The organism is Klebsiella sp. CN_Kp106, from assembly GCF_040064575.1.
Classification (GTDB): domain Bacteria; phylum Pseudomonadota; class Gammaproteobacteria; order Enterobacterales; family Enterobacteriaceae; genus Klebsiella; species Klebsiella michiganensis.
Map to the genome: position 1 here is coordinate 1 of NZ_JBEAIG010000014.1, position 12,867 is coordinate 12,867.

The 12,867-nt window shown below is 57.5% G+C and carries 9 protein-coding genes; 5 read left to right on the top strand and 4 right to left on the bottom strand.

All coding sequences use genetic code 11. The features are described 5' to 3' along the window. Nucleotides 1-148 precede the first annotated feature (148 nt). A complete protein-coding gene (gene iolB, locus ABLU96_RS07550) occupies nucleotides 149-958 on the bottom strand; it encodes a 5-deoxy-glucuronate isomerase (protein WP_025107465.1) in 810 nt (269 codons plus the stop codon). Nucleotides 959-976: 18 nt separating this feature from the next. Further along, nucleotides 977-2,482 (bottom strand): CoA-acylating methylmalonate-semialdehyde dehydrogenase, encoded by a 1,506-nt coding sequence (locus ABLU96_RS07555; RefSeq protein ID WP_014837226.1) that lies wholly within the window; start codon nucleotides 2,480-2,482, stop codon nucleotides 977-979. Between the two features lie 361 nt (nucleotides 2,483-2,843). On the opposite strand from ABLU96_RS07555, the gene ABLU96_RS07560 reads away from it, so the two are divergent. Next, nucleotides 2,844-3,665: a TIM barrel protein gene (locus ABLU96_RS07560; RefSeq protein WP_032747679.1), complete on the top strand. Its 822-nt coding sequence runs from the start codon at nucleotides 2,844-2,846 to the stop codon at nucleotides 3,663-3,665. A gap of 86 nt (nucleotides 3,666-3,751) precedes the next feature. After that, nucleotides 3,752-5,254 carry a helicase HerA-like C-terminal domain-containing protein gene (locus ABLU96_RS07565; protein WP_014227677.1) on the top strand — a complete coding sequence of 501 codons (1,503 nt, stop codon included), beginning with the start codon at nucleotides 3,752-3,754 and terminating at the stop codon, nucleotides 5,252-5,254. A gap of 41 nt (nucleotides 5,255-5,295) precedes the next feature. On the opposite strand, the gene lptG is transcribed toward ABLU96_RS07565, so the two are convergent. Together lptG and lptF are read right to left on the bottom strand one after the other, a co-directional pair. Continuing rightward, complete coding sequence (gene lptG, locus ABLU96_RS07570; protein ID WP_014227676.1) at nucleotides 5,296-6,378, bottom strand: LPS export ABC transporter permease LptG; 1,083 nt, start codon at nucleotides 6,376-6,378, stop codon at nucleotides 5,296-5,298. Continuing rightward, entirely contained in the window at nucleotides 6,378-7,475 is a 1,098-nt protein-coding gene (lptF, locus tag ABLU96_RS07575; protein ID WP_004098132.1) for an LPS export ABC transporter permease LptF, read from the bottom strand. Before lptF ends, lptG begins: the two co-directional genes overlap by 1 nt. A gap of 393 nt (nucleotides 7,476-7,868) precedes the next feature. Between lptF and pepA the strand changes: the two genes are divergently transcribed. The 3 genes from pepA (at nucleotide 7,869) to ABLU96_RS07590 (ending at nucleotide 12,801) form a co-directional block, all read left to right on the top strand. Beyond that, nucleotides 7,869-9,380, top strand: a complete 1,512-nt coding sequence (gene pepA, locus ABLU96_RS07580) for a leucyl aminopeptidase (RefSeq protein WP_064405948.1) — start codon at nucleotides 7,869-7,871, stop codon at nucleotides 9,378-9,380. A 122-nt stretch (nucleotides 9,381-9,502) separates the two neighbouring features. Then, nucleotides 9,503-9,946, top strand: coding sequence for a DNA polymerase III subunit chi (holC, locus tag ABLU96_RS07585; protein ID WP_004098129.1), 444 nt, complete (start codon nucleotides 9,503-9,505; stop codon nucleotides 9,944-9,946). After that, nucleotides 9,946-12,801, top strand: a complete 2,856-nt coding sequence (locus tag ABLU96_RS07590) for a valine--tRNA ligase (protein ID WP_004098127.1) — start codon at nucleotides 9,946-9,948, stop codon at nucleotides 12,799-12,801. Before holC ends, ABLU96_RS07590 begins: the two co-directional genes overlap by 1 nt. Nucleotides 12,802-12,867: the final 66 nt, after the last annotated feature.

Below are 12,867 nucleotides of genomic sequence, written 5' to 3' on the forward strand. Positions count from 1 at the left end.
TTGTCCGCAGACGACGGTAAACCCGTAGCCCGGCTAAGCGCAGCGCGAGCCGGGGATATGGCAGAATTGCGACGACGATCTTATTCGGGTAACAGGATCAAAAAGGCCGGCTAGCATGGCTAACCGGCCTTTTTATCCTCAACCGATGCTAATCGTGGCGAGGATAATCTGGGCTATTGATCCACGCGTGATCCTCTTCCCAGGTAAACATCCATTTGCGATCCGGGCCGGCCATCACGTTCAGATAGTAGCTGTCATATCCGGCAATCGCCGCCACCGGATGGTAGCCGCGCGGCACCATGACCACATCGTGGTTGTAGGGGGCCATGCAGGCATCAAGGCTGCGGTCATCGGTATAGACGCGCTGGAAGGCAAAACCCTGCGGCGGATCGAAACGGTGATAGTAGGTCTCTTCCAGCTGGGTTTCCTGGCCCGGCAGCGCCGTATCATGCTTGTGCGACGGCCATGAGCTGGTCGCCCCTTCCTCGGTGTAAACCTCCACCACCAGCAGGCAGTCCGCCTGCGCGCTATCCGGCAGAATATTGTGCACCAGCCGCTGGTTACGCCCTTTACCGCGATGCTCTACGCCCACGTCCTGCGGGGAGATAACCCGTGCAGGGAAGGTTCCTTTACCCGGGGCGCTGCATACGGCCAGCTCGAGGTCAGAATCTGCCGTCACTTCGACTTTATCCTGCGGCGGCACGTAGACTGACCAGGGCGGCGTCCGCTCAAACGGCGACATACGCTGGCCGAGGTTCGGGAAATCCGCCTGCGTGGTTTTTACCGAAGCCAGGCCGGCAACCAGCACCAGGCACAGTTCGCGATCGCCGCTTTCCAGGGTGACGGTTTGCCCTTTCTTTAACATCCAGACATCAAAACCAATGTACTTCCACCCCGCGCTCTGCGGGGTGATGTGCTGAATCTGCCCTTCTTTTTTTGCTTTAGCCAGTAAAGACATGGCGCTCTCCTTCGCCGATTAGCCTAACGTCGGCATACTGAATTCAGATACGGTTTGCTGACCCTGCGGCCAGCGGACGGTGGCGGTTTTCATACGCGTATAGAAGCGCACGCCGTCCGGGCCATGGACGTTCAGTGCGCCGAATACGGAGCGTTTCCAGCCGCCAAAGCTATGGAAGGCCATTGGAACGGGTACCGGTACGTTGACCCCAACCATTCCGGCCTGGACATCATGGACAAATTCACGCGCGGTGTGGCCGTTGCTGGTAAAGACGGCGCTACCGTTGCCGAACTCATGGCTGTTCACCAGCTCCAGCGCGCTGTGGTAATCCGCCACGCGAACAATCCCCAGCACCGGGCCAAAAATCTCTTCGCGCCAGATAGTCATCTCCGGCGTGACGTTGTCGAACAGCGTTCCGCCGACGTAGTATCCCTCTTCAAACCCGGGCACCTGCGGCTTGCGTCCGTCAACCACCAGCGTCGCCCCCTCGCTAACCCCTTTATCAATATATCCCAGCACTTTTTTCTGATGGGTATCGGAGACGACCGGCCCCATTTCGTTCTCTTCTTTTCCGCGCATACAGCCCGGCCCAACCTTCAGGGATTCCACCAGCGGCTTCAGGCGCGCAATCAGTTTATCCGCCGTTTCATCACCCACGGCAACCACCACCGGCAGCGCCATGCAGCGCTCGCCCGCCGAGCCGAACGCGCCGCCCATAATGGCATTCACGGTGGCATCAAGATCGGCATCCGGCATCACAATCGCGTGGTTTTTCGCCGCGCCAAACGCCTGTACTCGCTTGCCATAAGCGCTGGCGGTTTTATAAATATGCTCCGCCACGCCGGAAGATCCGACAAAGCTTACCGCCGCGATCCGCGGGTCCCGGTATAGCTGCTCGGCATCTTCGTTGCTGCAGTGCACGACGTTAAAGACGCCATCCGGCAGACCCGCTTGTTTCAGCAATTCCGCCAGACGCACCGCGGCAGTAGGCGCCAGCGCTGGCGGCTTCAGGACAAAGCTGTTGCCGCAGGCCAGCGCCAGCGGGAACATCCACATCGGTACCATCGCCGGGAAGTTGAACGGCGTAATGCCCGCTACCACGCCCAGCGGCTGCATCAGAGAATAGCTATCAACGCCGGTGCCGACATCCGATGAGAACTCCCCTTTGATCAGGTGCGGAATACCGCAGGCAAACTCAACGACTTCCATGCCGCGCGTCAGCTCCCCCATCGCGTCGGAAAACACTTTACCGTGTTCGCTGACGATAATCCCCGCCAGCTCTTCAGCGTGCTGTTCCAGTAACATTTTAAAATTGAACATCACGCGGGCGCGGCGCAGCGGCGTGGTGCGCGACCAGCTTTCAAAAGCATCACGCGCCACCTGAATGGCGTCAGAGACTTCCTGCGCGGTCGATAACGTGACTTCGCGGACCACTTTGCCCGTCGCGGGGTCGAAAACCGGCATTGTTTTGCTGCTGCCGCTGGTAACGGTTTTCCCGCCAATAAAGTTTCCTGTGATAGTCATGCTCTCGCCTCATCTGTATGGGGTATCGGGGGCCAACGCAGTACGGCCCATTACTGGATCTGCTGTACTGTAACCGTAGTAAAATGAAATTAATATTTCAATATTGATGACTAGTGAAATTCTATTTTGGTGATGATGGTCGCAATTTCGTGTAAGAAATTGCCGGCTTGCGGACTAAAGCACGATAAAAAGAGTTGAGATTTAGCGCCACCTGCAACCCGTGCTCTTTAAAACGCAGCAGAAAAATATTTTGCGAGTCGGCTCAAAAAATCACCATTTCATACATTGCTAATTTTGGAATAAATGTTTTGACTATGAGGCATTCGAACGAATCCGATCCCTACATTTCTGGAGAGTCAAAATGGCTATTGCATCGCAACGTTTCTGCATCAACCGCAAGATCGCCCCGTCACTCAGCATTGAGGCCTTTTTCCGGCTGGTGAACAGCCTGGGGCTGAACAAAGTCGAGCTACGTAACGACCTCCCCAGCGGAAAAGTAACCGACGACCTGAGCCACCAGCAGGTGCGGGAGCTGGCTGACCGCTACCATATTGAGATCCTCACTATCAATGCGGTCTACCCCTTCAACTGCCGCACCGCAGAGGTTCGTAGCCTGACGGAGTCATTGCTGAAAGAAGCCAAAGCCGTTGGTGCCAAATCGCTGGTGCTGTGCCCGCTGAACGATGGTACCGAGGTTCCGGCGAGCGAAACCCTTAACGCCCTGCGTGACCTGGCGCCGCTATTCGCCTTCTACGGTATTCAGGGGCTGGTGGAGCCGCTCGGTTTCCCGCAGAGCTCGCTCCGCTCCTCGGCGCAGGCGCAAACGCTGATCCACGACGCGCGGGTGCCGTTTAAGCTGCTGATAGATACCTTCCATCATCATCTTTATCCGCAGGCGGAGCAGGAGTTTAACCAGGTGGATATCGGCGAAATCGGTCTGGTCCATCTTTCCGGCGTAGAGGATACCCGCCCGCGCGAAGCCCTTACCGACAATGAGCGCATCATGCTGACCGCAAAAGACCAGCTGCAAAGCTGCGAGCAGGTCAAAAACCTGGAGGCGCGCGGCTATCAGGGCGTGTATGCGTTCGAACCCTTCGCGCCGGAATTGGCAAACTGGAGCGAAGACGATATCCGCCGCGAAATCGAACAGAGCATCGCGTTAATTCAGCGCCACTGCGCCTGACGTGAATAAGCGAAGGTGCGCGTGATTTCCCTCCTTTTGCTATCAGGTTGCCTATACTCGCAGCAGGATAAATGGAGAAATCGCTCATGAGCTCACCTCTGCTGATTGCACGCACGCTGGATAAACAGCTGCATTTACTGCCCGCTATGGCCAACCGCCACGGCTTGATTACCGGCGCCACGGGGACCGGTAAAACCGTCACTCTGCAAAAGCTGGCGGAGTCTTTCTCGGAAATCGGCGTTCCGGTATTTATGGCCGATGTGAAAGGCGACCTCACCGGTATCGCCGAGTCGGGCCAAAGTTCGGAAAAGCTGCAGGCGCGTCTGGAAAAAATCGGCGCAACGGACTGGCAGCCGCACGCCAATCCGGTGGTGTTATGGGATATTTTTGGCGAAAAAGGCCACCCGGTTCGCGCCACGGTTTCCGATCTCGGGCCGCTGCTGCTGGCTCGCCTGCTTAACCTCAATGAGGTTCAGTCCGGGGTGCTGAATATCATCTTCCGTATCGCCGACGATCGCGGGCTGCTGCTGCTCGACTTTAAAGACCTGCGCGCCATAACCCAATACATTGGCGACAACGCCAAAGCGTTTCAGAACCAGTACGGCAACATCAGCAGCGCCTCCGTTGGGGCGATTCAGCGCGGATTATTAACCCTGGAGCAGCAGGGCGCGGAGCACTTTTTCGGCGAACCTATGCTCGATATCCAGGACTGGATGCGCGTCGACGCTGAGGGTAAAGGGGTGATTAATATCCTGAGCGCCGAAAAGCTTTACCAGATGCCGAAGCTGTACGCCGCCAGCCTGCTGTGGATGCTCTCCGAGCTTTACGAACGCCTGCCGGAGGCCGGTGACCAGGAGAAGCCAAAGCTGGTCTTTTTCTTTGATGAAGCGCATCTGCTGTTTAACGATGCGCCGCAGGTGCTGCTGGATAAAATCGAGCAGGTCATCCGCCTGATTCGTTCTAAAGCCGTCGGGGTCTATTTTGTTTCACAAAACCCGGCGGACATTCCCGATGCGGTTCTCGGTCAGTTGGGTAATCGCGTGCAGCACGCCCTGCGCGCCTTCACGCCGAAAGACCAAAAAGCGGTAAAAACCGCCGCGCAGACCATGCGCGCGAATCCCGCGTTCAGTACCGAACAGGCGATCCAGGAGCTGGGCACTGGCGAGGCGCTGATCTCCTTTCTTGATGAGAAAGGCAGCCCTTCGATAGTGGAACGCGCGATGGTTATCGCCCCCTGCTCTCGTATGGGGCCGGTCACCGATGACGAACGTAACGGGCTGCTTAACCACTCGGCGCTGTACGGAAAATATGAAGAAGAGATCGACCGTGAATCGGCCTTTGAAATGCTGCAACAGGGCGTTCAGAGCACAACGGAGCAGCAGCAATCACCGCCCGCAAAAGGCCAGCAAAACGGCGATGACGACGGTCTGCTCGGCGGGCTCAAAGACATTCTGTTCGGCACCACCGGGCCGCGCGGCGGCAAACGCGACGGCATTGTGCAAACGGCGGCCAGGAGCGCGGTGCGTCAGGTCACCAACCAGATAGTCAGGGGAATGCTGGGAAGCTTACTTGGCGGGCGGAAACGCTAAAAAAAGCCCCCTTTCTGAATTCAGGAAGGGGGCGCGTGACGTCAGGTTTTACGCATCATCAGCCAGAGGCTCAGCAAGAAGAAGCTGGCGCTCGGCAACAGCGCGCCGATAATCGGCGGAATGCCGTACACCAGGGTGAGCGGGCCGAAAATCTGGTCCAGCACGTAGAAGATAAAGCCGAAGCTGATCCCGGTCACCACTCTGACGCCCATCGGTACGCTACGCAGCGGGCCGAAGATAAACGACAGCGCCATCAGCATCATCACCGCCACCGACAGCGGCTGGAAGATTTTGCTCCACATATTGAGCTGATAGCGGCCCGGATCCTGACCGCTGGACTTCAGATAGGTAACATAGTTGTGCAGGCCGCTGATGGACAGCGCGTCCGGGTCCAGCGCCACCACGCCGAGCTTGTCCGGCGTCAGGTTGGTCTTCCAGGTCCCGCTGACCGTCTGCGTTCCGGTGACCTGTTTCGGGTCAGTCAGGTTGGATTCATCCACCTGCGACAGTCGCCAGAGCTTATTCTCGGTGTCGAACTTTGCCGAAGCGGCATAGCGAACGGACTGCAAGCGGCGCTGGTCGTTAAAGGCGTAAATACTCACCCCACCCAGCTCATCGTTGCCTTTTACCCGCTCGATATACACAAAGTTATGGCCGTCTTTCGCCCATAGCCCCTGCTGAGTGGAAAGCAGCGAACCGCCGTACATCTGCTGAGCACGATAGTTACGCGCCATCTGCTCGCCCTGCGGGGCAACCCACTCGCCCATCGCCATGGTCAGCAGCACCAGCGGAATCGCGGTTTTCATCACCGACAGCGCCACCTGCAGACGGGTAAAGCCGGAAGCCTGCATCACCACCAGTTCGCTGCGCTGCGCCAGCATCCCCAGCCCCAGCAGCGCGCCGAGCAGCGCCGCCATCGGGAAGAAGATTTGGATATCTTTCGGCACGCTGAGAATCGTGTAGATTCCGGCCCCCAGCGCATCATAGTTACCCTGCCCGGCCTTTTTCAACTGGTCGACAAACTTGATGATGCCCGAGAGGGAAACCAGCATGAACAGGGTCATCATGATGGTATTGAAAATCGTCTTACCGATATAACGGTCAAGTACCCCAAACGCCTGCATCACGCCGCTCCTTTGTTAAAACGGGCACGGAAGCGGCGCATCGGCACCGTATCCCACAGGTTCAACAGCACGGCCAACGCGAAATAGAGCAGGTTTACCGCCCACATCCAGACCATCGGATCCATTTTGCCTTTACCGCCGCTCGATTTAATCGACGTTTGCAGCAGGAAGAACACCAGATAGAGCAGCATCGCCGGCAGCATCGACAGCACGCGGCCCTGGCGCGGGTTCACCACGCTGAGCGGCACCACCATCAGGGCCATGATGAACACCGTTGCCACCAGCGTGAAGCGCCAGTGCAGCTCCGCCCGGGCGCGATCGGTATCGGTATGCCACAGGGTGCGCATATCCATCTGCTCGGTATCGTTCGGGTCGGAGGCCACCGCCTGATGGCCGACTATCGCCTGATAGTTTTTGAAGTCGGTAATGCGGAAGTCGCGCAGCATCGCGGTGCCTTCAAAGCGGGTGCCCTGATTCATGGTCACCACCTGCGAGCCGTCTTTACGCAGCGAGAGCTCGCCGGTATCCGCGACCACCACCGACGGGCGCGCGTTGCCTCGCGGCCGCAGCTGAGCAAGGAAAACGTCGCTGAAGCGGTTGCCGTTGACGTTCTCAATAAACAGCACCGCGCTGCCGTCGCTGGCCTGCTGGAACTGGCCCTGAGCCAGCGCCGCCATGCCGGGGTTCGCTTTCGCTTCCGCCAGCACTTCATCCTGGTGACGAGAAGACCAGGGGCCGGCCCACATCACGTTGACCGCCGCGACGACGCCCGTAAAGAGCGCCAGGATCATGGCGGCTTTCACCAGCACGGCTTTACTCAGGCCGCAGGCGTGCATCACCGTAATTTCGCTTTCGGTATACAGTTTGCCCAGCGTCATCAGCAGCCCGAGGAATAAACTCAGGGGCAGAATAAGCTGCGCCATTTCAGGTACGCCCAGCCCTAACAGCGAGAGCACCAGATTTGTCGGGATATCGCCATCAACAGCGGCGCCGAGGATCCTGACCAGTTTCTGACAAAAGAAAATGAGCAGCAGGATGAATAGGATCGCCAACTGGCTTTTCAGCGTCTCACGAACCAGATATCTTATGATTATCACTATAAATACGCCCGTAAAAACCCGTTTTATTGCAGGAAAATTGCTTGTTTCATGGCTTAAACGTCATTTATTCTCTTTGGTCGTCGAAAACATCGCTAAGATTAAATGACTCGCTGGTTCTGCGTATCAGGATCTTTTCTGACGAACCAAGGCCGTAATAACGTTAAGATTAACACGAAGTCACCACAACAGCGGACATGAGTTACGAAAGCTTTCAATTTCTATACTCTATGGATTTCGAGTTGCAGGCAGGCGGCAAGACTGTGAAGCCCCGGAGCTTACATCAGGTAAGTGACAGGGGTGAGCAGGCGCAGCCAACGCATCTGCAACTTGAAAGACGACGAGTATATCTGTAGCCACCACTGTTGTCTTTAAGATTCAGGAGCATAGTGCATGGAGTTCAGTGTAAAAAGCGGTAGCCCGGAGAAGCAGCGGAGCGCCTGTATCGTGGTCGGCGTCTTTGAACCACGTCGCCTCTCCCCCATCGCCGAACAGCTTGATAAAATTAGCGACGGTTATATCAGCGCCCTGCTGCGTCGCGGCGAGCTGGAAGGCAAACCTGGCCAGACTTTATTGCTGCACCATGTGCCGAACATTCTGTCAGAGCGCATTCTGCTTATTGGCTGCGGCAAAGAGCGCGAGCTGGATGAACGTCAGTACAAGCAGGTCATTCAGAAAACAATCAATACGCTGAATGATACCGGCTCAATGGAAGCCGTCTGCTTCCTGACCGAGCTGCACGTCAAAGGCCGCAATAACTACTGGAAAGTGCGTCAGGCGGTCGAGACCGCCAAAGAGACGCTATACAGCTTTGACCAGTTGAAAACCAACAAAAGCGAGCCGCGTCGCCCGCTGCGTAAAATGGTCTTCAACGTCCCAACTCGTCGCGAGCTGACCAGCGGCGAACGCGCTATTCAGCACGGTCTGGCGATTGCTGCCGGCATCAAAGCGGCGAAAGATCTCGGCAATATGCCGCCAAACATCTGTAACGCCGCCTATCTGGCCTCTCAGGCGCGCCAGCTGGCCGATACCTACAGTAAGAACGTCATTACCCGCGTTATCGGCGAACAGCAGATGAAAGAGCTGGGAATGAACTCTTATCTGGCGGTCGGCAACGGTTCGCAAAATGAATCGCTGATGTCGGTTATCGAATATAAAGGCAACCCGGCGGAAGACGCGCGCCCTATCGTGCTGGTGGGTAAAGGTCTGACCTTTGACTCCGGCGGCATCTCCATCAAGCCTTCCGATGGCATGGACGAGATGAAATACGACATGTGCGGCGCGGCGGCGGTGTACGGCGTGATGCGTATGGTTGCCGAACTTCAGCTACCGCTGAACGTTGTCGGCGTGCTGGCCGGATGTGAAAACATGCCGGGCGGCCGCGCCTATCGTCCAGGCGACGTGTTGACCACGATGTCCGGGCAAACGGTGGAAGTGCTGAATACCGATGCCGAAGGGCGTCTGGTGCTGTGCGATGTGCTGACCTACGTTGAGCGCTTCGAGCCGGAAACCGTTATCGACGTGGCCACGCTGACCGGCGCCTGCGTGATTGCGCTGGGCCATCACATCACCGGTCTGATGTCGAACCACAACCCGCTGGCCCACGAGCTGATCGGCGCGTCCGAACTGGCGGGCGATCGCGCATGGCGTCTGCCGCTCGGCGACGAGTTCCAGGAGCAGCTGGAGTCTAACTTTGCGGATATGGCCAATATCGGCGGCCGTCCCGGCGGGGCGATTACCGCGGGCTGCTTCCTGGCGCGCTTTACCCGTAAGTACAACTGGGCGCACCTGGATATCGCCGGTACCGCGTGGCGTTCCGGGAAAGCCAAAGGCGCGACCGGTCGTCCGGTGGCGATGCTGTCGCAGTTCCTGCTTAATCGCGCCGGATTTACCGGCGAAGAGTAATTGCCGTCTGATGCCCGGCGGCGTTACGCTTGCCGGGCCAACGAAAAGATGCCGTTTATAGGCCGGGTCAGCGTAGCGCCGCCCGGCTTAAGCATTTAAAGTCACCACAAGAAGCCCCATATATGAAAAACGCAACGTTCTATCTTCTGGACAATGATACGCAACAAGACGGCCTGAGCGCCGTTGAACAACTGGTGTGTGACATTGCCGCAGAACGTTGGCGCAGCGGCAAGCGGGTACTCATCGCCTGTGAAGATGAGCAGCAGGCCATTCGTCTGGACGAAGCGCTCTGGGCTCGACCCGCGGAAAGTTTCGTTCCGCATAATCTGGCGGGAGAAGGTCCGCGCGGCGGCGCGCCGGTGGAGATTGCCTGGCCGCAAAAGCGCAACAGCAGCCCGCGGGATATTCTGATTAGCCTGCGGCTAAACTTTGCAGATTTTGCCACCGCTTTCACAGAAGTGATAGACTTCGTCCCTTATGAAGATTCTTTGAAACAACTGGCGCGCGAACGCTATAAAGCGTACCGCATGGCTGGTTTCAACCTGAACACGGCAACCTGGAAATAATGGAAAAGACATACAACCCCCAAGATATCGAACAGCCGCTTTACGAGCACTGGGAAAAGCAGGGCTATTTCAAACCCAATGGCGACGAAAGCCAGGAAAGTTTCTGCATCATGATCCCGCCGCCGAACGTCACCGGCAGTTTGCATATGGGTCATGCCTTCCAGCAAACCATCATGGATACCATGATTCGCTACCAGCGCATGCAGGGTAAAAACACCCTGTGGCAGGCCGGTACCGACCACGCGGGTATCGCTACCCAGATGGTGGTTGAGCGTAAGATTGCCGCCGAAGAAGGTAAAACCCGCCACGACTACGGTCGCGACGCCTTTATCGATAAAATCTGGCAGTGGAAAGCGGAATCCGGCGGCACCATTACCCGTCAGATGCGCCGCCTGGGCAACTCCGTGGACTGGGAGCGCGAGCGCTTCACCATGGACGAAGGCCTGTCCAACGCCGTAAAAGAAGTCTTTGTCCGCCTGTACAAAGAAGATCTGATCTACCGCGGTAAGCGCCTGGTCAACTGGGACCCGAAACTGCGCACCGCCATCTCCGATCTGGAAGTGGAAAACCGCGAGTCTAAAGGCTCGATGTGGCATATCCGCTATCCGCTGGCCGACGGCGCGAAAACCGCTGACGGTAAAGATTATCTGGTCGTCGCCACCACCCGTCCGGAGACGGTGCTGGGCGATACCGGCGTGGCCGTTAACCCGGAAGATCCGCGCTATAAAGACCTTATCGGCAAATTCGTGATCCTGCCGCTGGTTGACCGCCGCATTCCGATTGTGGGCGATGAACACGCCGATATGGAAAAGGGCACCGGCTGCGTGAAGATCACCCCGGCGCACGACTTTAACGACTATGAAGTGGGCAAGCGTCATGCGCTGCCGATGATCAACATCCTGACCTTTGACGGCGACATCCGCGAAACCGCGGAAGTTTACGACACCAAAGGCAACGAGTCCGATGTTTACTCAAACGCCATCCCGGCGGAGTTCCAGAAGCTGGAGCGCTTTGCCGCGCGTAAAGCGGTGGTTGCCGCTATCGACGCCCTGGGCCTGCTGGACGAGATTAAACCGCACGATCTGACCGTTCCGTACGGCGACCGCGGCGGCGTGGTAATTGAGCCGATGCTGACCGACCAGTGGTACGTCCGCGCCGACGTGCTGGCTAAACCGGCGGTTGAAGCGGTGGAGAACGGCGACATCCAGTTCGTGCCGAAGCAGTACGAAAACATGTACTTCTCCTGGATGCGCGATATTCAGGACTGGTGTATCTCCCGCCAGCTGTGGTGGGGTCACCGCATCCCGGCATGGTACGACAACGACGGCAACGTCTACGTTGGCCGCACCGAAGACGAAGTGCGTCAGGAAAATAACCTGGGCGCCGACGTGGCGCTGCGCCAGGACGAAGACGTTCTCGATACCTGGTTCTCCTCCGCGCTGTGGACCTTCTCCACCCTCGGCTGGCCGGAAAACACCGATGCCCTGCGTCAGTTCCACCCGACCAGCGTGATGGTTTCCGGCTTCGACATCATCTTCTTCTGGATTGCCCGCATGATCATGATGACCATGCACTTCATCAAAGATGAAAACGGCAAGCCGCAGGTGCCGTTTAAAACCGTCTATATGACCGGTTTGATCCGCGATGACGAAGGCCAGAAGATGTCCAAATCGAAGGGCAACGTTATCGACCCGCTGGATATGGTCGACGGCATTTCCCTGCCGGAGCTGCTGGAAAAACGCACCGGTAACATGATGCAGCCGCAGCTGGCGGAAAAAATCGCCAAACGCACCGAGAAGCAGTTCCCGAACGGCATTGAGCCGCACGGTACCGACGCCCTGCGCTTTACCCTGGCGGCGCTGGCCTCTACCGGCCGCGATATCAACTGGGATATGAAGCGTCTGGAAGGTTACCGTAACTTCTGCAACAAGCTGTGGAACGCCAGCCGCTTTGTGCTGATGAATACCGAAGATCAGGATTGCGGCTTTAACGGCGGCGAAATGACCCTGTCGCTGGCGGACCGCTGGATCCTGGCGGAATTCAACCAGACCATCAAAGCCTACCGCGAGGCGCTGGACGGCTTCCGCTTCGATATTGCCGCAGGCATTCTGTACGAGTTCACCTGGAACCAGTTCTGCGACTGGTATCTGGAGCTGACCAAGCCGGTAATGAACGGCGGTTCCGAGTCTGAGCTGCGCGGCACCCGTCACACGCTGGTGACCGTTCTGGAAGGTCTGCTGCGCCTGGCGCACCCGATTATTCCGTTCATCACCGAGACCATCTGGCAGCGCGTGAAGGTCATTTGCGGTATCACTGCCGATACCATCATGCTGCAGCCGTTCCCGCAGTACGATGCGTCTCAGGTTGACGAAGCGGCGCTGGCCGATACCGAATGGCTGAAGCAGGCGATCGTCGCCGTGCGTAACATCCGTGCGGAAATGAACATCGCCCCAGGTAAGCCGCTGGAGCTGCTGCTGCGCGGCTGCAGCGAAGCCGCGATTCGTCGCGTGAACGACAACCGCAGCTTCCTGCTGAATCTGGCGCGTCTGGAGAGCATCACCGTGCTGCCTGCCGATGATAAAGGTCCGGTTTCCGTGACCAAAATTATCGACGGCGCCGAGCTGCTGATCCCGATGGCTGGCCTCATCAATAAAGAAGATGAGCTGGCGCGCCTCGCTAAAGAGGTGACCAAAATCGAAGGCGAGATTGGCCGCATCGAAAGCAAACTCTCCAACGAAGGCTTTGTGGCGCGCGCGCCGGAAGCGGTGATCGCCAAAGAGCGTGAGAAGCTGGAAGGTTACGCGGAAGCAAAAGCGAAGCTGATTGAGCAGCAGGCGATTATCGCCGCGCTGTAATTCACTCGCCCCTTATCCATTCGGATAAGGGGCGTTTTCTGTGAAAGATCCTCGCTTGCACTCTCC